The sequence below is a fragment of the Bacillus sp. BHET2 genome (genome assembly GCF_005938125.1).
Classification (GTDB): Bacteria; Bacillota; Bacilli; order Bacillales; family Bacillaceae_B; genus Rossellomorea.
The window spans coordinates 1,680,038-1,702,721 of the sequence record NZ_VCQN01000001.1 but is presented as its reverse complement, the minus strand read 5'-3'; the positions used below and the strand labels follow the sequence as shown (position 1 = coordinate 1,702,721).

General features: G+C 43.1%; 20 protein-coding genes. 15 read left to right on the top strand and 5 right to left on the bottom strand.

The features are described 5' to 3' along the window. The first annotated feature begins 31 nt into the window (after positions 1-31). Together FGG79_RS08635 and FGG79_RS08630 are read left to right on the top strand one after the other, a co-directional pair. A complete protein-coding gene (locus FGG79_RS08635) occupies positions 32-934 on the top strand; it encodes an AEC family transporter (protein WP_138777301.1) in 903 nt (300 codons plus the stop codon). A 128-nt stretch (positions 935-1,062) separates the two neighbouring features. Beyond that, the gene (locus tag FGG79_RS08630) at positions 1,063-2,313 is read left to right on the top strand and encodes a YeeE/YedE family protein (RefSeq protein WP_138777300.1); all 1,251 of its coding nucleotides are present in this window, start codon (positions 1,063-1,065) and stop codon (positions 2,311-2,313) included. A 51-nt stretch (positions 2,314-2,364) separates the two neighbouring features. Here the strand turns inward: FGG79_RS08630 and FGG79_RS08625 are convergent, their stop codons facing one another. After that, entirely contained in the window at positions 2,365-3,438 is a 1,074-nt protein-coding gene (locus tag FGG79_RS08625) for a CotH kinase family protein (protein ID WP_138777299.1), read from the bottom strand. Between the two features lie 203 nt (positions 3,439-3,641). Next, positions 3,642-4,199: a helix-turn-helix domain-containing protein gene (locus tag FGG79_RS08620; protein ID WP_138777298.1), complete on the bottom strand. Its 558-nt coding sequence runs from the start codon at positions 4,197-4,199 to the stop codon at positions 3,642-3,644. A 102-nt stretch (positions 4,200-4,301) separates the two neighbouring features. Here FGG79_RS08620 and FGG79_RS08615 point away from each other — a divergent pair, with 102 nt between their 5' ends. From FGG79_RS08615 to FGG79_RS08605, 3 genes are all read left to right on the top strand, one after another. Continuing rightward, positions 4,302-5,024, top strand: a complete 723-nt coding sequence (locus tag FGG79_RS08615; RefSeq protein ID WP_138777297.1) for an AzlC family ABC transporter permease — start codon at positions 4,302-4,304, stop codon at positions 5,022-5,024. After that, positions 5,017-5,328 carry an AzlD domain-containing protein gene (locus FGG79_RS08610; protein WP_138777296.1) on the top strand — a complete coding sequence of 104 codons (312 nt, stop codon included), beginning with the start codon at positions 5,017-5,019 and terminating at the stop codon, positions 5,326-5,328. The genes FGG79_RS08615 and FGG79_RS08610 overlap by 8 nt, the downstream gene beginning before the upstream one ends. Before the next feature lie 284 nt (positions 5,329-5,612). Further along, positions 5,613-6,884, top strand: a complete 1,272-nt coding sequence (locus FGG79_RS08605; RefSeq protein WP_138777295.1) for a M48 family metallopeptidase — start codon at positions 5,613-5,615, stop codon at positions 6,882-6,884. A 529-nt stretch (positions 6,885-7,413) separates the two neighbouring features. Here the strand turns inward: FGG79_RS08605 and FGG79_RS08600 are convergent. Further along, the gene (locus FGG79_RS08600) at positions 7,414-7,650 is read right to left on the bottom strand and encodes an IDEAL domain-containing protein (RefSeq protein ID WP_138777294.1); all 237 of its coding nucleotides are present in this window, start codon (positions 7,648-7,650) and stop codon (positions 7,414-7,416) included. Positions 7,651-7,847: 197 nt separating this feature from the next. Here FGG79_RS08600 and FGG79_RS08595 point away from each other — a divergent pair, with 197 nt between their 5' ends. Then, positions 7,848-8,417, top strand: coding sequence for a competence protein ComK (locus tag FGG79_RS08595; protein WP_138777293.1), 570 nt, complete (start codon positions 7,848-7,850; stop codon positions 8,415-8,417). A 7-nt stretch (positions 8,418-8,424) separates the two neighbouring features. Here the strand turns inward: FGG79_RS08595 and FGG79_RS08590 are convergent, their stop codons facing one another. After that, positions 8,425-8,814: a YhjD family protein gene (locus tag FGG79_RS08590; protein ID WP_138777292.1), complete on the bottom strand. Its 390-nt coding sequence runs from the start codon at positions 8,812-8,814 to the stop codon at positions 8,425-8,427. 240 nt (positions 8,815-9,054) lie between these two features. Between FGG79_RS08590 and FGG79_RS08585 the strand changes: the two genes are divergently transcribed. The 4 genes from FGG79_RS08585 (at position 9,055) to FGG79_RS08570 (ending at position 16,071) form a co-directional block, all read left to right on the top strand. Continuing rightward, positions 9,055-11,025, top strand: coding sequence for a S9 family peptidase (locus tag FGG79_RS08585; protein ID WP_138777291.1), 1,971 nt, complete (start codon positions 9,055-9,057; stop codon positions 11,023-11,025). Positions 11,026-11,510: 485 nt separating this feature from the next. After that, complete coding sequence (locus FGG79_RS08580; RefSeq protein ID WP_138777290.1) at positions 11,511-12,152, top strand: TVP38/TMEM64 family protein; 642 nt, start codon at positions 11,511-11,513, stop codon at positions 12,150-12,152. Beyond that, a complete protein-coding gene (gene lepB, locus FGG79_RS08575; RefSeq protein ID WP_138777289.1) occupies positions 12,149-12,709 on the top strand; it encodes a signal peptidase I in 561 nt (186 codons plus the stop codon). Before FGG79_RS08580 ends, lepB begins: the two co-directional genes overlap by 4 nt. Before the next feature lie 140 nt (positions 12,710-12,849). Then, entirely contained in the window at positions 12,850-16,071 is a 3,222-nt protein-coding gene (locus FGG79_RS08570) for an AfsR/SARP family transcriptional regulator (RefSeq protein ID WP_138777288.1), read from the top strand. 99 nt (positions 16,072-16,170) lie between these two features. On the opposite strand, the gene FGG79_RS08565 is transcribed toward FGG79_RS08570, so the two are convergent. Then, positions 16,171-17,676: an HD-GYP domain-containing protein gene (locus FGG79_RS08565; RefSeq protein WP_138777287.1), complete on the bottom strand. Its 1,506-nt coding sequence runs from the start codon at positions 17,674-17,676 to the stop codon at positions 16,171-16,173. A gap of 347 nt (positions 17,677-18,023) precedes the next feature. On the opposite strand from FGG79_RS08565, the gene FGG79_RS08560 reads away from it, so the two are divergent. From FGG79_RS08560 to FGG79_RS08540, 5 genes are all read left to right on the top strand, one after another. Further along, positions 18,024-19,247: a substrate-binding domain-containing protein gene (locus FGG79_RS08560; RefSeq protein WP_138777286.1), complete on the top strand. Its 1,224-nt coding sequence runs from the start codon at positions 18,024-18,026 to the stop codon at positions 19,245-19,247. A 100-nt stretch (positions 19,248-19,347) separates the two neighbouring features. Beyond that, positions 19,348-20,112 (top strand): ABC transporter ATP-binding protein, encoded by a 765-nt coding sequence (locus FGG79_RS08555; protein ID WP_138777285.1) that lies wholly within the window; start codon positions 19,348-19,350, stop codon positions 20,110-20,112. Next, positions 20,096-20,803: an ABC transporter ATP-binding protein gene (locus FGG79_RS08550; protein WP_138777284.1), complete on the top strand. Its 708-nt coding sequence runs from the start codon at positions 20,096-20,098 to the stop codon at positions 20,801-20,803. The genes FGG79_RS08555 and FGG79_RS08550 overlap by 17 nt, the downstream gene beginning before the upstream one ends. Positions 20,804-20,815: 12 nt before the next feature. Then, positions 20,816-21,676 carry a branched-chain amino acid ABC transporter permease gene (locus tag FGG79_RS08545; RefSeq protein WP_138777283.1) on the top strand — a complete coding sequence of 287 codons (861 nt, stop codon included), beginning with the start codon at positions 20,816-20,818 and terminating at the stop codon, positions 21,674-21,676. 4 nt (positions 21,677-21,680) lie between these two features. Further along, the gene (locus FGG79_RS08540; protein ID WP_138777282.1) at positions 21,681-22,670 is read left to right on the top strand and encodes a branched-chain amino acid ABC transporter permease; all 990 of its coding nucleotides are present in this window, start codon (positions 21,681-21,683) and stop codon (positions 22,668-22,670) included. Positions 22,671-22,684 lie beyond the last annotated feature (14 nt).

Here is a 22,684-nt window from a genome sequence, read left to right as displayed (position 1 = left end):
TCTTTCATTTTAATAGATTGTGGTGACAAAGTTGGATGTAATATTGATTGTACTACCTGCATTACTTGTGTTTGCTGTTGGATATATCGGTCAGAAAAAACTTGGATTCGAGATCAATTCGATTTCGAAGATGGCCATATATTTAATGTATCCATTTCTCGCATTCAAAACCTTTTACGAGAACGAACTGAATATGGATTACCTTTATATTTTTCTTTTTTGTATCGCTCTGTGCCTCATTTTGATTGTTTCGATTAAAATCGTGGCTAAGTTCAGAAACTATTCGAAACCGAAAGTTTCGGCGATGATCCTTTCAGGAGTTTTTATGAATTCAGGCAATTATGGCGTTCCCATCATCCTATTTGGGTTCGGAGAGCTCGGCTTTCGTTACGCGGTCATCATGATGGTCATCCAATCATTCCTTATGAATACGATCGGCTTATATTATGCCATCAGTGGAAGTGATAAGGCGAGGGAGTCGAAGGAAATCTGGATGAAGATCGCCAAAATGCCAATCTTGCATGGAGCGTTCATCGGACTTGCCTTTCAGGTATTGCACCTCAACGTTCCATTATTTTTAAATCAAACGATCGATTTGATCTCCCAAGCGACGATTCCTACGATCATGGTGGTTCTCGGGATGCAGCTTGCCACGCTTGGAGGAAAGAAAGTCGAGAGTGGCGCATTATCATTTATTGTGATCATGAGAATGGTGGCTTCACCCATCCTGGCATTAGCGATCGTCTCCTTGCTGCCTATTTCCTCGACTTTGGGTTCGATCCTAATCATATTGGCCAGCATGCCGACTGCTGCCAATACGACGATGTTTTCCCTGCAATTCAATACAGAACCAGATTTAGTGTCGGCAAGTACTTTGGTCACGACCCTTTTGAGTATCGTGACGATTCCGATCATGTTGGCACTTGTTTCATGACCGAAAGCCGCTTGAGATTCCTCAAGTGGCTTTTTTAAATGGAAACTTTTTTTTGACAGGAGTTTTTGAATCTATTAAGATTGTAAAATGAATTCCAACCAAATCAATCAGGTTAAGGAGGATTAAAAATGACCGGCTATGTTCAACCTATCAATGAACAAAAGGGTCCAGAGAAACAAAGTACCGAATTGAACTCACCAGAGACTTCATTTGTGGCTGGTGGGGTCATCGTCACTGCTATTCTAGGCCTGTATCTTCTTATCACTCAAGAAATCTCCCAGTTCGTGTTACTCGTTCTTGGGTTGCTGTTAGGGTATACATTATTTCATGCACGATTTGGCTTCACGTCTGCGTTTCGGAGAGTGATGTCTGTGGGAAACGGACAGGCAATGCGCTCGCATATGCTCATGCTTGCTATTGCCGTAACGCTGTTTGCCCCCATCCTTGCCACAGGTTACACGTTCTTCGGAGGTGAAGCCGAGGGTTATGTATCACCAGTCGGAGTCAGCCTGATCGTAGGTGCTTTCTTATTCGGGGTTGGTATGCAACTTGGAGGAGGATGTGCTTCAGGTACCCTGTACGCGATAGGTGGTGGACGTTCTGTAATGTTCATCACACTATTATTCTTTATTGTGGGGGCTACAGTTGGTGCGTATCATCTACCATTTTGGACCGAGGAACTGCCTTCTTTTAAACCTATTTCATTGGCAACTTCTACTGGATTAGGTTACTACGGGGCATGGATCGTTTCAATCGCATTCTTTGGATTGGTAGCATGGATCACGCTGCGAATCGAAAAGAAGAAGAATCCACCCCGCATGGCGACGCTTCCTTCAACGAAAGGATGGAAGCGGATTTTCCGTGGATCGTGGCCAATTTTCACTGCAGCGATCGTCCTGGCTGTGTTAAATGCACTCACTCTTATGACAAGAGGAAATCCTTGGGGAATCACGTCGGCCTTTGCTCTTTGGGGCTCCAAGGTTGCCGGGGTGTTTGGAGTCGACGTTGCAAGTTGGGGCTACTGGTCTGGAGCGAATGCTCAAGCTCTTCAAGCATCGATTTTTGCTGATTCCACAACCGTCTTGAATGTCGGTGTCATTCTTGGAGCGTTCCTTGCATCTGCTGCAGGAGGGCTGTTCCGTTTAAATAAGATCACCGGAAAAAATGCCACAGCATCCGTCATCGGTGGACTGATGATGGGTTACGGTGCCCGCTTGGCATTCGGTTGTAATATCGGTGCTTACTTCGGAGGGATCGCTTCCTTCAGCCTTCACGGGTACATTTGGGGAATCCTGGCCCTTGCCGGTACGTTCCTTGCTCTGTATCTTCGTCCGCTGTTCGGATTGTCAGTACCGAAACCGAAGGATACTTTTTGCTAGTTTATTGAACGTGTTACTGCTTGTGAACGTCTTGTTCGCAAGCAGTTTTTTTTATTTAAGGAACGCTAATTGCCGTTTTAAGAAAGCATTCCGATCTTTAATAAACTGAAAGATGAATGAGGGTTCTTCATCATACAGATTGATATTTGTCATAAAATGAGGGTCCATCAAAACATAAGGCCTTAAAGTAGCATGCAAGTCCATCACAGTCTCTTCCAGGTATTCAACAGTGAACTTTGTTTCAAGTATTTCTTCCAATATCCTTTTGTACAATCGGCGGTATCCCGATGCTTTCATCAATTGTGTCGTGAGTTTATTTGTGTCTTTTCCTGTGATGGGGACATAATCCCAATCCATGACTTCACCGTTCACTTTCCTGCCGAACGTCGCATCATAGTCCCAAGGTATAATATTGAACAGCCGATCGTCACCGTTCCGGTACAATGCATAGTTATGGGTGAATCCATCATTATTCATCGTGCATACGGCACCTGCCAGCCATATAAAGTAGTTTTCGATGTTTAATAGTTGCGGTATTTCTTGTTGGAACGATGAACGGGACTTTATATTGATCATTTTAATGAAATGAATGAGGTGGTGATCATCTTGCATTTTTCCAAGTTTTCGTTGATATCCTGATGTAAGGCCCCGTTTTTTCTTCTGTGAAAAATCAGCTTTATTGTTCACGGCATAATAAATAGTTCCTCGAGGAAGGTTCCTACTTTTCAAATACAGTTCATTAACGGATTCAAGCTTAAGATATAGACCAAGAGGGTTTCCGTCCTGGGTAAGGAAGATGTGTTGACTTTCAGGAGTGTGAATCCCCAAATCCCGCATAAAATCCAGTGAAAGTTTGTTCCGAAAGTGGGAGGGATCAAACGCTTCTGCATTCAGATGGATCTCTGATGGGCGATGGTCTGTGTCTGGAAGAATAAAGTCTATTTGATATGATTTCTTTTTTAATTTTCTCGTGTAGGATCCTCTATACCGTATTTCGATGTCATACAAGGCCTGCTCGATGCTGATTTTGGCGGGTACAGGTGATTTACTCCAAACATCACGCTCCAGTTTCTTTAAATCAGCTTTCTCAAACTTCAGTTCATACAGGGGCAATGTTGTAGTCATCTCATCTATCTCCTTTCATCCTTTTCTTGTTGTTCCGGGATTAATATAGAGAAAATAGCCACAATGTTTACTGGAAGAGTTTTTTTATGATGTATTAGTATATTGAGTGGCGGCTCCATTGACACGAAATCGATGAAGAAAAAGCTGTCATTGAATGCATTTGCATTCAATGACAGCTATTAATGACTTTTTATATCTTCTCTTCACTCTTCCCCATAATAGATAACCATTTGGCATACGGCCTGTTCATCAGAATCATTTACATATTCATGACCAGAATCAGCAGCAAATCGGATTGAGCTTCCTTCCGCCAGGTCGTATCTTTCTTCGGCAATCATAAGGGCGATTCTCCCTGATAAGACCGTAATGTATTCTTCTACACCCTTCGCATGCCCTTCATTGTTGTACGAACATCCAGGCTTCATTTCAACACGATAGCTTTCCCATTTTTTTAAAGGATCGAATGGGAAGATGGGGTAAACGATATAGTTGCCATCATCTTCTAACACCGGTTGAACGTCTTTATAGTGGATGATGGATACTTGGTTGCTGGGTTTTTCAATCAGTGAAGAAAAGGAAACCTTCAAACCATTGGCTATTTTCCACAGTATCGCAACTGTAGGATTTGAATCTCCCCGTTCTATTTGACCGATCATTGCTTTGCTCACACCGGTGCGCTCAGCCATTTGTTCCAGGCTGAATCCCCGCTCCTTGCGAATCTTTCTTATATTATCACCAATTTGTATCGGGAAATTTTCCATGTTAAAACTCCTCTTGTATACTATAACGTCTATATGTATAATATAATAAATTATCAAAAAATTAAAATAGTAAATTACTTCTATTATAAAGGATGTGAGCGGATGGAGGCACTTCTTTCGACAAAAAAGGTGAGTGATTTTCGTCTGGGATTACAAGGTGGTCTGAGTATCGCCATTGGATATATGCCTGTGGCGTTAACCTTTGGATTATTGGCCCGTACTACAGGTCTAACGATAACTGAAACGATCCTGATGAGCATGCTTGTGTTTGCGGGGGCCGCTCAATACATATCGTTGAGTTTGATTGCGGTGGGAACAGGAATTATCGAAATCATTCTCACCACGTTTATCGTCAACATTCGTCACTTTCTTATGTCTGCTTCCTTGAGTGAAAAGCTGGAAGAAGATCGCTTGTTTAAGAAGCTCTTTTATGCATTTGGCATTACAGACGAAACCTTTACGGTCATCAGTGTTAAAGAGGGAAAAGTGAGAACGGGGTTCATCGTTGGGGTCATGCTTATTTCGTACGGAAGCTGGGTCGTGAATTCAGGAGTCGGATATTTCATCGGAGAACTTCTCCCAGAATTCCTGCAGGCAAGTATGACGATTGCACTGTATGCCATGTTTGTTGGTCTCCTCGTCCCCTCTATGAAAAAAAGTATAAAGGTCACGTTTTTGGCTGTGGTGGCAGGTGCTTTGAATAGCATTATTCTTTATACAACAAACCTTTCAAATGGGTGGTCGATTGTGACGGCTACGCTCGTTTCAGCAGTGATTGTGGAAATAGTAACGATGAAGAAGGGAGGAGGAAAAGCGGATGAATAGTGCGATTGTGTGGATGATTCTTGGAATGGCTGTGGTTACGTACATTCCGAGGATGCTTCCTTTTCTTGTGTTTAAAGGGAAAGAGCTTCCTCCTTTTCTCCAGGGCGTGTTGAAAAATGTTCCTTTTGCCGTATTGGGTGCGTTGATTTTTCCCAGCATCTTGCTGATACAGGAAGGGGATCTCCTTTTTGGTATCGTGGGTACAGTTTCCGCTTTTGTCATTGCGTTTCTCGGTGCCAACGTCATCCTTGTGGTGATCGGGGCGATTTCAATATTGTCGCTGTATTCGGTCATCTTCTTGTAGAAAGTATTTGGTCACGATTTGAATCGTGGCTTTTTTTTATTGAGAGGGACGAGGGGTGTCGTATTTTGTAAAACGGCAGATAAATTTTAAAAATGGCAGATAAAAATTTATTTTGGCAGATATAATGAAGATATGGCAGATAAATTTAAATATCGCATGTAAGCAAAACCCAAATAATCGATTTCCCATCACAAGCCGCGAACTCTCACTAACAAGTGTTTAGGTTCTAAAACTTTGGACAGGGTATTACATATAGTAGTGAAGATGAGAAGGGAGGAAGCAGGTTGGCTAGAAAATGGGCACTAAGGTCGATACTGGCTTATTTACTATTAGGCTTATTTTTATATGTGTATTTATTTTTCCTGGCAGATTCCACTTTACCTGAAGTGTATAAGGGCAGCAGTGCGGATCCTGCCACCTTTATGAATCAAAAAGAGATTATGTTGAGTGAGGATTTTTCGAAAATCAAGAATCTCTTGTTTTTCTTGTCTACGCCTTATGAATGGTTGTTTTATTTTTTGATCTTGATTCTTGGTGTTTCACGGGTATTTGAGAAGTGGGCGAGGGGGACGGTGAAGAATGGTTACCTACAAACGGCCATTTACTTGTTCTGGTTATCGATTGCTTCTTTCCTGGCCATTTTTCCACTTCAGTATATTTCATATAAGATCTCAAAGAGCTACCATATTTCCACCCAGTCCTTCTCTATGTGGATGAAGGACGAAATCACTGATTTCTGGGTGAATTATCTGCTCATGTTCATCATTGTTTCGGTTCTATATGCTCTGATGAAGCGGTTCAAACAGCGCTGGTGGCTGGCGGCTTGGGCCTTGTCTGTGCCTTTTACGATCTTCATGATGTTTGTGCAGCCGGTTTTGATCGATCCGCTATACAATGACTTCTATCCATTGAAGGATAAAGTGTTAGAACAGCAGATCCTCTCCCTTGCAGAGAGAGCGAATATCCCTGCGGACCATGTATTTGAAGTTGACATGTCGGAAAAGACCAATTCCCTTAATGCGTACGTGACAGGTGTAGGATCCAATTCACGGATTGTTCTTTGGGATACGACTCTAGAACAGCTGACAGACAAAGAAATACTTTTCGTCATGGCCCATGAAATGGCTCACTATGTGGAAAAGCATATCTATATAGGAATCGGCATCTATCTTGTTCTGTCCTTCTTTGGACTGTTCCTGACGTCCAAGCTGATGAGGGGAATAGTCGCGAATCATAAGGATAATATGAAAGTATCGAGCGTCTCGAACCTGAGCTCTTTACCACTATTCTTGATGATCACATCCATGCTGTTGTTCACGATTAGTCCCCTTAGCAACTGGGTATCCCGTTACCAGGAAACGAGGGCAGACCGATATGCGATCGAAATGACCGGAGATAAAGAAGCGGCCATTTCATCATTCCAGAAGTTATCAAAGGTAGGGTTATCCCAGGTGAATCCTCCTCTGCTTGTGAAAATCTTCCGTTACGGGCATCCTACCATGCTTGAACGCTTGTCTATGCTGGAAGAGTATGAAGTGGAGAAAAGAGAAGAATAAAGAGAAAAGAGGTTGGGACATAAGGGGTTTAGCCAAAGAAAAATCCGAACGATTATTCGATATTCTTTCATGAAAATCGAAAACGTTCGGATTTTTTATTGTTATTGTAAGAGCATATACAGTGTATTTAACTGGTTCTAGTTGTTGATTGGAGTGTAAGACGAAGACTCCTTTGGGAAAAGCGGAATAGGTGAGACCTAAGCAGGAGCGTTAGCGACGAGGGGGCTCGCCTTTTGCCCGAGGAAAGCGAAGTCTTGCACGGAAATCGGGCAGCGGTGTCAAATGAAATCATGACATGGTTTTTTATTCTGATTGTTCGTCTTTAAAATATATTGATTTCGTTATATCCCAGCCTCATTTTCTTTCGTTACTAATTAAATTTTTCCATGGACGTTTGGGATGTAAATGAAATAGGTGTATATAACTCAGGTGTTCCGTAATCATGATAACTTGGGTCCAAAAGCGGTACCATCGGCCCGTCCATTAAAAAAGGAATAGCTGACTCAAGTTTTGAGTCAGCTATTTTTCATTATCCGTAGCTTAGGTTCAATTGATTTAATTCTTTGGCAAGTTTTAAGAAAAGGGATTTATCTTTTTTATCCAGAGCGGCGTCAATGTCAGTTAGGAGTTTGGCTTTTTGCGTCTTTAGAATGCTTTCATGCAACACCATGTCGATATAGATCTCCAACACGCTTCTCTCAGCGGCTTTTTTGCGGGTCATCGCAGAAGCTTTCATCAATTCGGTATAGGACTTTTTATTTTCCATATACGATCACCTCTGAATTCTTTTTATTAGTATATGGGGTAAGTAGTAAAAATTCAACTAAAAAATTAAATATTCTGAAAATTTTTTATTCATACAATGCTAGTGGGGAGTTAATTTCAGAATTTTTAAAAATATAGAAGACATTCCTCGAAAATTGTGGTATTATTTTGGTGAAAAATGTAAATGGAGGCGATGAAATGAGAGAAAAATCTCGAATTATAGAAGAATATGAAGTGAACCCCCATACGATGATCCTTCAGCCTATGGAATACGGCGCCAGGACATTTACTAAAATCATAGAGGTAGATGACGTGTTAGTGTCCCCATTCAAACCGTTTGATATCTTAAAGAAAAGCTGTGAATTCTTTGGCTGCTCCTATGAGGGAAGAAAAGAAGGCACGAAAAAACTAACGGGTATCATCTATAAAGCCCCTATCATGGTGAATCCTGATATGTCCATCTATCTATTTCCAACATCTTCTCCAGTGAAACAGGAATGTACCTGGGTTTCCCACTCCCATGTTCGCGGATACGAACGCTCACACAATGGAACGACGAAGGTTTTTCTTCACAATAATGAATCCTGCATGGTTCCCATATCTTACAGTTCCTTTGAAAATCAAATGCTCCGCACATCCGATTTGCGTATCGCTTACACTCAAAGGGTTTCGGAAATGGAGAGTAAATACAACACAAAGGCCCAGACCCAAACAAATAATGTGAAGACATTCTATTTTAATCGACATATCCACAAAACCGATGCGTGAGATAACATCACGCTTCTTTGGTTGTATCCGTCTTCGTTTCCATAAATCTGCGATACAAATAATGTCTCATTAAATCCTCGACCCGGTTTCGGAGGCGGGGGTTGAAGTAATTATGATGTTCTTCATAACCTTTATAGAGAAACATGTACATCGTAAAGGCATCATCCGATTGCATCCTCTCAACCTTCATTTTGTTCGTCCTCATGTACTTTTTGACATGAGCCAGTTCTCCCTGAATGACCTTCATCGTCTCCTCTATCATTTCTACATACGGTCGCTTTAATTTAAATGGGCTGCTGTCAACGATTTGTAGATCACGATTTAAAATCGTCAACACCATGGGTAAATAAATCGCCTGCTCTAAAATGTTCCGATCGTTTTCTGGAATTCTAGTCATATGAAAAGACTCCTTTTCATTTAATTATAGAACAAATGTTCGTATTTTTATTTTACGTTGAATTCAATTTACTTTCAATAGGGAAAGTTGTAGAATTTGATTTTGTTTCTATTATGAAAGTGAATCCACTTTTTTATCCATCAAGCATCTCAACACGGTTGATTAGGACGAGCATAAAGGGAATCGTATTGAAAGCGTCGAAATCATACAGAGGAATGCAAGAAAGGAAGGTACCAACATATGAATAAAGGAATAGAAATCGACGATCTTTATAAACTAAAGGCCGTTTCGGATCCAAGCTTCTCCCCTAATGGAGAAGAAGCTATCTTTGTCCAAACTGTCATGTGTAAAGAAAAGAACGACTATTTATCATCCTTACATAGCATTAATCTTAAAAATCTGTCCACACGTCAATGGACCTTCGGCGAAGAGAAAGTGTCGGCGCCCAGGTGGTCCCCTGATGGGAAACGGATTGTCTTTATTTCAAATCGATCCGGTATCAATCAGCTTTATCTTATATACCGGGATGGAGGGGAGGCAGAGAGGATCACCGATTGTAAGAAAGGTGTTTCTAACCCAGTCTGGTCTCCCTGTGGAGAAAAGGTAGCCTTCTCGATTCGCCTGAAGAAAGGTGAGACGTTCGACCAAAAGGAAGACGAAAAGGAGAAACTAAAGCCATTCATTACGACAAGCATGAAATATAAAAGTGATGATCAGGGCTTCCTTGACGAAAGCCGCTCTCAGGTCGCCATCGTGAACCTAAAGTCTAAGGGAGTGAAGAGGCTAATGGATGATGACCATGATTACACCCTTCACTCATGGTCCCCGGATGGCAAATATCTTGCCTTTTCAACCGATAAGAAGGAAGACAAAGATTTCTCGTTTCAGTCTGATTTATATGTATTTCAACTTGAAACAAAAGAGACTAGGCGGATGAATGAAGCTTCCGGTTACTATGGGGGAGCGAGCTGGTCTTCAGATGGAAAGCACCTTGCCTACATTGGTCACGGCCGGGAGTTTGAGAATGCAACCCATAATAAGATTTGGATACATGAGCTTGGCGCTGGATATTCTGTTTGCCTGACAGAAGGCATGGATGTCCAAGTAGGGGATCTTCTCAATAGCGACAGCATCCAGGGCGCATCCCAAACGGGAATAAAGTGGTCAATCGATAATGAGAGCTTTTATTTTTTGGCATCGGACTCGGGCAATACGGTTCTTTACTATGCTCACATCGAAGGAGCCATTTACCCTGCACTCTTACAGGAAGAGCAGCATGTGTACGGATTCGATCTGGATTCAGACCGGCAAATGGTCCTGTTGGCCATGAGTAAACCGACGGAACCGGGAGAGTTGTATACGCTTCATGTGCCGACTGGAGAGTTGACCAAAGTCACGAGCTTGAACGGGGACTTTCTAGAGGACCGCGTATTGTCTTCACCCCAAACGTTTATGTATACGGGTGCAAAAGACTGGCCTGTCCAAGGCTGGATCATGAAGCCTGTCGGGTATAAAGAAGGAAAGAAATACCCGCTTATCGTCGAAATACACGGCGGTCCACACACGATGTACGGAAGCACCTTCTTCCATGAATTTCAGGTGCTCGCGAGTAAAGGTTATGCGGTTTTGTACGTCAATCCGAGAGGGAGTCACGGATATGGTCAAGAATTTGTCAATGCTGTTAGAGGAGACTACGGCGGCGGTGATTATGAGGATATCATGCGGGCAGTGGATTACGTACTGAAGGAATTCCCTTTTGTCGATGAAACCCGTTTAGGCGTAACGGGTGGAAGCTACGGAGGCTTCATGACCAACTGGATCATCGGCCACAGCGATCGATTTAAAGCGGCTGTCACCCAGCGATCCATCAGCAACTGGATCAGTTTTTACGGAGTAAGTGACATTGGCTACTATTTCTCAGAATGGCAAATACAAAGGGACCTGGGTGACATCGAAACCCTTTGGAAGCACTCCCCTCTCGCTTATGTGACAGAGATGAACACCCCCCTGTTGATCCTTCATAGCGAGAAGGACTATCGTTGTCCAATCGAACAAGCCGAACAGCTATTCATCGCATTGAAGCGTGAGAAAAAAGAGGCGAAATTCGTCCGATTCCCAGAATCCAACCATAATCTGTCAAGGACCGGAAAGCCATCCTTGCGTGAAGCTCGTTTACAGGAGATAGTGGATTGGTTTGGTGAATATTTATAAAAGAGAGAGCTGTCATTCCCAGATGGAGATGGCGGTTTTTTATTTGGAAGGGCAATGAGGGAGTCGATAATATATGTGGTGAAGTCGATAATAAAATGAAGAAGTCGATAAAATAATGCCCAGAGTCGATAATAAAACGGAAAAGTCGATAATATCAGAGGAAAGAACAGGAAGATTGGAGGCTGGAAGAAGTGTGAGGGAAAATCATCTGCCGTTTTCAGAATTTGTCACCCCGGAAAACATTTTTATCTGCCATTCATCGATATCCGGCAAATCACGCACACCAAACTCCTAGCCCCAACCTAAAAATAACCCCTCTCAGTAGGTTTACAATTCCCCATATTAGGCAACCTTGTATTAATAAAAACGACGCATGAGTTAACAATATGGAAATCCGGTTCTGGTGTGATATGATGAATATAGTAAGTACTGTGATGATGAAATGTGCTTTTGTGTTCATGGTCGTTTAAGGGGAAACATATAATATGAATATCAATACGATAAAAGAATGGTTTACACTAGAAAATATGATGGATCTGATTCAACAGTATCGTTCGTTTGGACCGATTCCAGGGATCTTGCTTCCACTGTTGGAGGCATTTCTTCCGTTTCTTCCCTTGGTGGTGTTCGTGACGGCCAATGCCAATGCCTTCGGGCTATGGTGGGGCTTCCTGTTTTCGTGGATTGGCGCGACTCTTGGTGCCCTGATTGTCTTTTTGCTGGTTAGGCGATACGGAGAGACGAAGGTCTTTCGCTTTTTAAGAAAGAACAGGCAAGTGAACCGCTTAACCAAATGGGTAGACAGGCATGGATTTGGACCGTTGTTCATTTTGTTGTGTTTCCCGTTTACTCCGTCGGCCGTAGTGAACGTAGTTGCAGGATTATCTTCCATTAGCATCGCTCAATATATGCTTGCGGTGGTAACGGGGAAAATGGTGATGATCTTCACCATAAGCTTTATAGGATATGATATTATATCATTAGTAAAACAACCTATGCGTACAGTAATCGTCGTGGCCATTATTTTCGTTTTATGGTTTGTAGGAAAACGAATTGAGATACATCTGAATAAGAAAATGGAATTAGATCAACGAATTGAACGGAAAAAGCAGGAGGAATCAAATTGAGAGAAGAGGTAAAAAGAGAAGGACTTGAATGGATTAAAGCCTTGGGAATTGGACTAATTATCTTCATTATCATTCGGACCTTTCTCTTTTCCAACTATGTGGTGGAAGGTGAATCCATGATGCCGACATTGCAGGATGGAAATAAACTAGTTGTGAATAAAATCGGTTATCATATTGGGGAATTGGATCGCTTTGATGTAGTGGTGTTCCATGCGAATGAAAAAGAAGATTATGTGAAACGAATAATCGGACTACCTGGAGATAAGGTAGTGTACAAAGACGACAAGCTGTATGTTAACGGGGAGTATTACCCTGAATCATACCTGGACAAATTCAAGCAGGAGTATATCGGCAGCAAGCTTACCGGTGACTTTACCCTTCAGGAAATCACTGGTGAGAAAACGGTCCCGAAAGGAAAGATATTCGTTCTTGGAGATAATCGCAGGGGGAGCATGGATAGTCGCTACTTCGGTTTTGTCGACAGGGAACAGATTGTCGGGAAAGTGGATCTCCGCTATTGGCCCATCAATGAATGGGATATGCAATTTAGAAAATAACAAAACGAAAGATACGGCTCAATCAATGAGCCGTATCTTTTTTTATCATAGAATTTCCATTTTAGTACTAGTTGTCCCCATGCATCCAATATAAATATGATAGAATAGTAAGAAAATTCGTTTATTTTGAGGGTGGTAGTGTGACAATCGAAATTCCAATCATTGAAACCAAATTTGTGCCGCCTGTAGTTAAGGATTCATATATTAGGCGTCCGAGTTTAATGAAAAAGATGAGAGCGGTTACAAACTATAAATTAATGATCGTCCACTCAGGTGCCGGATACGGAAAGAGCACGGCCATCAGTCAGTTTTTGCAAGATGTGAATCCGTTGCATTGCTGGTACTCCATTACGCAGACTGATGACGGACTGATCCCTTTTGTCACGAATATTGTCTACAGCATTCAGAAGCAGTTTCCCCATTTCGGCGAAGAACTGAAGGAAACACTGCTATCTATGGGGCAATATAGTAAAGATGAAGATATCTATCGATTAAGTGCGTTATTTATAAACGAGTGCATGAAAATCCCCCATCCCTTCACCATTATTGTCGATGACTACCATCTTGTAGACCATTCCTTCCTGATTAATCAGTGGATGGAGAAGGTCATTGAACATTTACCCGGCCATCTACATTTCTTTATTTCAACAAGAACTAAACCTTCGTGGGCTTCGTTTATACAGCTTAAACTATCCCGTCAATTGCTGGAGATAACGGAAAGCGATTTGTGCCTTACGAAAGAAGAGGTGGAAGTGCTACTAACTGACTTTCATGAAACGGCCATTCCCGAATCTCAGCTGGATGGGATTTGTGACTTAACTGAAGGATGGGTCATTGCGGTCAGTATGATTCATTCACAGCTTCAGGAAAACCCTGATATTCTAATGGTTGAAAAGCAGCATTCCTCCCTTGAAGAACTTTTTCATTATTTGGCTCATGAGGTGTTTTCCAAACAGACTCCGATTGTCCAGCAGTTTCTGAAGCAAATCTCGATACTTGAAGAAATCCACGGAGGTATATGCGAAGCCATCTTTGAACTTCCGGGGTCGGTGCAAATGCTAAAACAGCTGTCAGAAAAAAATGCCCTTCTCCACGAAATGAAAGGATCAGACTATTACCGTCTTCATGCCTTGTTCCAAACGTTTTTAGAACGGAAATTAAAAACGGAAAACCTGGGTCTGTATAGGGAGTTGCAACTGAAATGCGCCCAATTCTTTGAACGGCAAGGGAAGTGGGAGAAAGCCATTTTTCATTATATGAAAATGGAAAACATCGAGGCTGTTTCTGCTATCTTAGTCCGGGAAGCCGACGGGATGATCAAGGGAGGACAGCTTGAAACGCTTGGTGATTACTTAGGGGAAATACCCGATCTGCTGAAGAATCAATATTATTCCTTATGGTTTTATCAGGGAGAGTTCTTTCGGTATCGTTCGTTTTATGAAAAAGCGGAAAAAGCGTATACCAGTGGTATCAGTCTTGCAGAGGGAGACCCGGCTATGCTGAGTAAAGTGTATGAGGGGATTGGGCGAATTTACTTAGATACGATTCAGCCAGGAAAAGCGCAGCGGTTTTTACTAAAGGCCATTGAATGCCTGGGAGGGAATAAGCAAGAATATCTTGAAGAAAAGAACCGGCTGTACGTATTGATAGCAGAAAACCTGGTGAACTCCGGAAAAGCGATGCAGGCAAAACTGTGGTATGAGAAGGGAAAGAAGAACGGGTTTATGAAAGTGGAAGGAAATCTTGAAGCAAGGATGCTCCTTCGTACAGGTAAGCTTCAAGAAGCTAAGCAGGTCCTTCTCTTCAAAGAAAGTGAAGACCAGCTTCCCCAATCTCACCGGGAGAAGGAATTACTATTATCACTCATCCAATCATTCATGGGGAATGGGAATGAAGCCAAAGCTTTGGCGCAGCAGGGAATCAGTCAGGGGATCAAAGGGAAATCACCATTCGTGGAAGCCTGTGGATGGATCAGGATGGGCCATGCCGTTCAGCTTATCAGTGATTATGACGCAGCACTTGCGAAAAGTTGCTATGAAACTTCATTGGAATTGATGAATCAGATCAATGTTTCACGGGGCAAAGCAGAGCCGCTGATGGGTTTGTCGATCCTATATGCGAGAGCAGGAGAGTTTCAAAAAGCGAAAGAACTAGCCGAAGAAGCACTTCATGAAACCGAGAAAGTAGAAGATATGTGGTTGCATTCCCTTATTCTTCTGAGTGTGGGGATGACGGATTTCTTCAGGGAAGCGTTCGAAGAGTCGAGGATATACTTCGACCGGGCAGGCAGCCAGTTCGATGCATGCGGTGATCGATACGGTAAGATGATGACAGACTTGTGGAAAAGCGCTATCGCTCACATAACTGATCATGATGACTTGTTCGTTGAAAGCATGACATCCTGCTTAAATGAAGTCCAAATGGGAGAGTATGAATTTATCTTTTTTAAGCCGACTACTTTCGGTCCGAAAGATTTACAAATCCTGATTCCATTAGTGGTGAGAGCCTGTCATGAAGGTATTCATGCTCCTTACTGCCATCAATTACTAACCAGATTGGGATACGATTCCATCTCCTCTCACCCAGGATACACAATCAAGGTTCAAACCCTGGGTCGCTTTGAAATTCGGTTAGGAGATCATAGAGTCAAAGAGAAACAATGGCAGAGGGAGAAAGCGAAGGAATTATTTCAATACCTCCTGATCCAGGGAAACCAATTAAAACGGAAAGAAGAAATCATCGAGGAACTTTGGCCGGAGGGGACGGGGTCGGACCGTGATTTCAAGGTGGCGCTCAACGCATTGAATAATGTATTGGAGCCCAACCGTGAAGCACGAGGAAAAGCATTCTTCATTGGCAGGCATCAAGAAGGCTACGGGTTAAATCCGGTGGCGGGCATTGAGTACGATGCCGATCAATTTACGGGCTGGATCACGGAAGGATTAAAGGAAAATGATGTGGAGAAGTCCATTCAATACTTGGAAAGGGGATTTCATTACTACAAAGGCATGTTCTTGCCCGACCGCAAAGGTACATGGTGGACCGAGAAGGAAAGAGAGAAGCTTCATCTTCTATACTTGAGAGGATTGGAGAAACGGGCCCAGCTCGCAGTCAGGACGGAACAGGTGGATGAAGCCATCAATTATTGTCTTGAAATCATCGAACATGATCCACTGTGGGAAGAAGCCTACCGGATTCTCATGTATGGTTATTATCAGAAGAATAACCGCCCCCAATCGTTAAAATGGTTCCAACGCTGCAAGGACATTCTTGACACGGAACTTGGCGTCGGGCCGATGAATGCGACCCGTGAAATGTACGAAATGATCATTGGAGTAAAGGGTAAAGGTATGCCGAAATAAATAAGAAAAGGATCAGATCGACCTGCGATCTGATCGACCTGCGATCTGATCCTTTTTTGCTGCTTGAAACAGGAGTACCGACGTACATGGCCTCGGCCGTCATCCTGTCTGCCGACTGTTCTTAAACTCCATTCCCTCTAAAAACGCATCTACAAATTCCTCATCCCATTGTGTTCCTTTGCCTTCAATCAAGATGGAGAATGCTTTCTCAAACGGCATTCCTTTTCGATAAGGACGGTCAGAGGTCATGGCGTCAAAAGCATCGGCGACCGCAATCAATCGTCCGAACACAGGAATCTCATCTCCCTTTAATTGATCAGGGTATCCAACGCCATCGACCCGCTCATGATGGTGCTTGATACCAGGCAAGATTGGTAGAAGTTCTTCCGTTAACTGGACCCCTTTGACAATCTCTTCACCTATAGTAGGATGACGTTTTATTTGGGCGAACTCTTCATCAGTTAATTTGCCTTCTTTTAGAAGCACATCATCCCGAATGCCGATTTTTCCAATGTCATGAAGAAGGGCCGATTTATTGAGTAAGTCTATATCCTTAACTAACCACTTGCACTGTTTGGCAATCAGGACAGAATATTCGGCCACACGCTTGCTATGACCTGCAGTGTAGGGGTCTCTTGCATCCAATGTACCTGCGACCACTGCGAAGAATTGGTCGAGGAGCTGCTGGTTTTTCTGATCACGAAGATTGATGGCTTCTACCATATGATTAAACCCGGAGAAGAGGTGGGAAAACTCATCTGTGTATGTATTTACGACAGGAGCCATATCACCTTTCTCTACTTTCTCAAATCGGTTTACCAGTTCCTTTACCGGAGCTTCAATGCTCTTGAAGATAAGGAGCGCTCCGTAGAAAGCGAGAAGCGTGATGATGAGAATCAGAGATCCAGCCCACTTCCAATAGTCTACTAAGAGTGTGGAACCTGCGATGGATAAGCGAATCTGAGAGGCAAGAGAGAAAAGCAGGATGGGAAATAGGGCAAGAAACAGTGAAGCCGCCAGGATCTTTCGCTTCAAGCTAATAAATACTGTGGACTGGCTAGATGGATCGACCCCATATGTTTCAATCGTTTCCCGGATAAGATCACCCTGCAGCCAGTGACAAGCTTTAAAGGTTAAGAAAAATTCAATTAACGCATGAAGGATGGCCACTAAAAAAGCACCGCACCAGGCATAAAAAATGTATGAATACGGAATCGAAAGACCTCCTCCACTGATGAAGAGGACCGTCAACAAAGTCGACGGAAGAGCAAGCCCCAGAAAATGAGGGAGCAAGATCCGTTTAACTGTTAAAAGGGGGAACTTTTCTGCTTGTTGATAGGCTGCAAGGAGAAGGGGCAATTCGGGTGTTCCCTCTCTTTTATAGATTCGTTTAATCGGACGGATATGTTTCTGATACACCGAGAATTCAAAGCCGAACATGGTGATGATTGATAGGAAGATGATGCTCCCCATGGCAAATAACTCGTCCTGCTTAAGAGAAAGAGTTTGAAAAATAAACACGGAACCGACACCGAAGACTGCTATGAAACTTCCTAACAGGTAATTTTTGATGATTGTGCGCTGAAATTGCTGAAATATATTCAAGGATCAATCCTCCAATTTCACTAACATTTAGTAGATTCATTATATAGGAAAATGAAGGTTGGGAACATGGTTGTTTTATGTGTTGCCGGAGTTTTCGTGTTTTTGAAAATGGAGGGCATGTTTCGGCTGACGAAAAGAATCATTAATCCATAAACAGGTCGGACTCTCTATAATATAAATCCTGGTCGAAAACGATTTTCTTTCAATCTTGCAAATGTGAATCCTAACGGGTCTGTCTATTACTCCAACCAAGTACCCGGATTTTTGTAACTCATTTGTAACTCTCCTCCCCTATGATGAAATCAAAGCTTTTATCGCTTTAATTCAATCTCAGAGGGGGAGAAAATATGAAACGATCGTTTAGGTGGACGGCTTTAGTGGTGCTGATGTCATGCTTATTGATAACAGCTAGTGCATGCGGCTCAAAAAGCAGCGGAGGTTCGGGGGACGGGGATGAAAACGGACAGGAAACAGTGAAGATAGGGGTACTTGCTTCCCTTACAGGGGCACTTGAGTCATATGGAAAGCAGACGCAGCGTGGGTTTGAATTGGGACTCATGTATGCAACAGATGGGACGATGGAAGTCGACGGTAAGAAAATAGAAGTGGTTTATGAAGACACTGAAACGAAACCAGAAGTAGCGGTTCAGAAAGCGACGAAACTATTTGAGGAAGATGAAGTCGATTTCCTGGTCGGTTCTTCAAGCTCAGGTGATACTCTGGCAGTGCTTCCACTAGCTGAAGAATACGAGAAGGTCATGATTGTTGAACCAGCGGTAGCGGATAGTATTACAGGTTCTGAGTTTAATCGGTATATCTTCAGGACAGCTCGCAACTCTTCTCAGGATGCCATTGCCGGAGCAGCGGCGATTGCGAAGGATGGGGTGAAAATTGCCACATTGGCACCGGATTACTCCTTTGGCCGTGATGGGGTGGCCGCATTTAAAGAAACGGCTGAAGGTCTGGGAGCAGAAATCGTCCTCGAGGAGTATGCAGATCCTGCGGCGACCGATTTCACATCCAATATCCAGAAGGTCATTGATAGTAAACCGGATTATCTATTTGTCATCTGGGCAGGAGCCAATTCCCCTTGGAGCCAGATCGGGGATATGAAGTTGCAGGAAAAAGGGATCAAAATATCTACAGGAGCGCCTGATATTGCTGCTCTATCCGCCATGGAGCCCCTCGTTGGGATGGAAGGCTTCAGTGTCTACTACCATGAACTCCCTAACAATGAGGTCAATGACTGGTTAGTGGAAGAACACAAGAAGAAATATGACGGGGAAGTACCTGATCTCTTCACTCCTGGTGGAATGAGTTCAGCGATCTCTATTGTAGAGGCGATCAAGAAAACAGAAGGTGACCTGGATCCTGACACCCTCATAGATACGATGGAAGGAATGAGTTTTGATACGCCGAAGGGAACGATGACATTCCGTGAAGAAGATCATCAGGCCCTACAAACGCTGTACGCCATCAAGCTTGAGAAGAAAGAAGGAGTTCCATATCCTGTTCCGGTACTGATTAGAGAGCTTTCACCGGAAGAAACCGCGCCTCCGATTCGTAACTAAATAGAACATAAGGGAATAAGAGGGGGGTGACTGACAGGTGTGTTTTGGCACTTTGTTTCTAGTCAGCCCCCTTTAGAAAATTCTAGCGGGGTGAAGACAGTTGAATATTTTAGAAACTAAGAATTTGAGCATTACGTTTGGAGGCCACACTGCCGTTGATGATGTCACGTTTTCTGTACCCGAAAAAGAATTCAAATCCATCATCGGTCCCAATGGTGCAGGGAAAACGACGCTCTTTAATCTATTAAGTGGTCAATTGAAGGCAACGAGTGGAGAGGTGTTCCTTAAAGGGAGGAAGATTACCAGGTTATCTCCAACAAAACGTGCCCGTCTGGGGATTGGTCGTTCCTTTCAGATGACCAATGTATTTCCGAACTTAACGGTTTTAGAGAATGTGAGATTAGCGGTACAATCCAAGCACGGAATCCGGTATGTGATGCACCGGAATATTCATGCATTTAGTGAAATGATGACCGAATCGTATGATTTATTAAAGCTTGTGATGCTTAGTGGTAAAGCGGAATCACTGGCAGTCAATCTTGCACACGGAGAAAAGAGGAAGCTTGAAATTGCCATGCTTCTTGCCCTTGATACAGAAATCCTACTATTAGATGAACCGACAGCAGGGATGTCCCTGGAAGAAGTGCCGACTATTCTGGAAGTAATTCGAACCATCAAATCTCAAGGAACGAAAACGATCGTCCTCATTGAACACAAAATGGATATGATCATGGATTTGTCCGATAGCATCATGGTGTTATTCAATGGAAGGTTGTTGGCAGACGATCATCCGAAGGAAATCATGAAAAATGAACAAGTACAATCGGCGTATTTAGGGGGATTATACGATGAGTACACTGCTTAAAGTAGAAAGCATCGAGACATATATCGGACAGTATCATATCCTCCAAGGGGTTTCGTTTGAAGTGAAGAAAGGAGAGGTTACGGTTTTATTAGGAAGAAACGGTGCGGGCAAAACGACCAGCCTCCGGAGCATCATGGGACTCACACCGTCCTCCTCAGGGAAAATTATCTATAAAGGGGAGGAACTTCAAACGCTCCCCACCTTTAAAGTCGCCAATAAAGGTATCGGGTATGTTCCTGAGGATCAAGGGATATTTAGCGATTTAACCGTAGAAGAGAATATGAAGGTGGCCATGAAAAAACAGGACCAGGAAACCGAGGATCGAATGAACTGGATCATTGATTTGTTTCCAGACCTGAAGAAATTCTGGAGGAAAGCAGGCGGCAATTTAAGCGGAGGGCAGAAGCAGATGCTCTCCATTGCGAGAGCATATTTAAATAATAACGATCTGATCTTGATTGATGAACCGAGTAAGGGGCTCGCTCCGATCGTAGTCGAAAAGGTGATGCATTCGATTGAGGAAATGAAGGAAAGGACTACGATCCTGCTTGTTGAGCAAAACTTTATCATGGCAAGTCAAATCGGGGACCGTTTCTATATTATCGACGATGGCACGACTGTTCACGATGGGCAGATGAAATCATTGGTGAAAGATGATGAGATGAAGAGAAAATATTTAGGAATTGCGTAAGGAGGGAATGGGATGGACCTCATCATTAACCTAGCACTGAATGGGCTTGCGACCGGGATGCTGATTTTTCTACTGGCAGCAGGTTTGACGCTCATATTCGGATTAATGGATGTGTTGAACTTTGCCCATGGCGGATTGTTTGCCTGGGGAGCTTATAGCGGTGTTTGGGTTTATACCGTAACGGGGAGCTTTGTGCTAGGAATCATAGGGGCGATTGGAACGGGATTGGTTTTAGGCTTAGTAACGGAAAAGTTCATCATACAGCCTGTGTATGGAAACCATGTGCAACAAATTCTCATTACGTTAGGATTCATGCTCGTTCTATCCGAAATGTTGAAGGTCGTATGGGGACCAAACCAGCTACCTGCTAAAGCGCCAGACTACTTAGCGGGAAGTTGGGCGATAGGGGATATAATCGTCATTAAATACCGCATCTTCATCATCCTCGTAGGATTGCTCATTTTCACCATTGTTCAGCTAATATTGAACAGAACAAGAATCGGATTGATTGTCCGGGCAGGTGTCATGAATAAAGAAATGGTCGAAGCCTTTGGTATTAATATAAGGAGAGTATTTATGTTCGTCTTCATGGTAGGGTCTGCACTTGCTGCACTGGGTGGTGTCCTGCTTGCTCCTTACTCCGGTGTCATTTATGCCGAAATGGGCATGGAGTTTGCAATTCTTGCATTCATCGTAGTAGTGATCGGCGGTATGGGAAGCTTTCCTGGATCATTGTTTGCGGCGATCTTAGTCGGATTGTCAGGCTCGTTTATGACTTATTATGTTCCTGAACTTTCCCTTGCCATCAATATGATCTTAATGGCACTGGTTCTGATTTTCAGACCACAGGGATTATTTACATTAAAGGGGTGAGGAAATGAAGCTTCTTCGGTACAACGTCTTTTTAGGGATAGCATTAGGGATTCTTATCGTCTATCCATTCTTCAATGATTCGAGAAGCATGATGATTCTCCTGACACAAGTATTTATCTTTGGCATTTTCGCCATGAGCTACGACCTTCTTCTTGGATATACAGGGATTGTCTCCTTCGGGCATGCTATGTTCTTTGGTATCGGAGCCTACTCGACAGGCATCTTTCTCGACCGGATGGAACCTACTATGTTTTGGCTAGTTGTCTCCATCCTGGTCGCTTCCGTCATAGCGGGAATCGTCAGCTATATCGTCGGACTCTTGACGTTACGGCTTAAAAGTCATTTCTATGCCATGCTGACCCTTGCATTCGCAGGATTGTTCCTTGTCGGTGCTGAAAAGTGGAGAAGCTTAACCTTTGGAAATGATGGGTTCACTTTTCGGACACCAGAGTTAATGAAGGACCGTCTCGTTTTCTACTTCATCTGTCTCGGTGCTATGGTCGTCATTTTTCTGTTATTAAAGAGGTTTACCCGTTCTCCCGCAGGATCGGTTCTTCAGGCGATCCGTGAAAATGAGCAAAGGACTGAGTCAATCGGATTCCAGGTTCTTCATTATAAAATAATAGCCAGTGTGATTGCGGGCGTTGTAGCTAGCTTCGCCGGTTCATTGTACGGCATGTCATTACGATTCGTGAATACAAGTGTATTTACAATGGATGTGACCCTGGACGCTTTATTGATGACCATCATCGGTGGAGTCGGGACACTGATTGGTCCGATTGTCGGTGCTGCATTGATTGAATTTGCCCACCACTGGTTAGTAGAACTGGCCAAAACGTATCCGATATTTGAACGTTGGATCATTTTCTTCGGTATCCTTTATATTCTGGCTGTCATGTTCTTCCCGGCAGGAATTGTGGGTTCATTCAAGAAAATCAAGAAAAGGAAACGTGTGAAACAAGAACAGAAAGAAGAGAAAAATATCGCAAGTTAAAAGGGAGGATACCC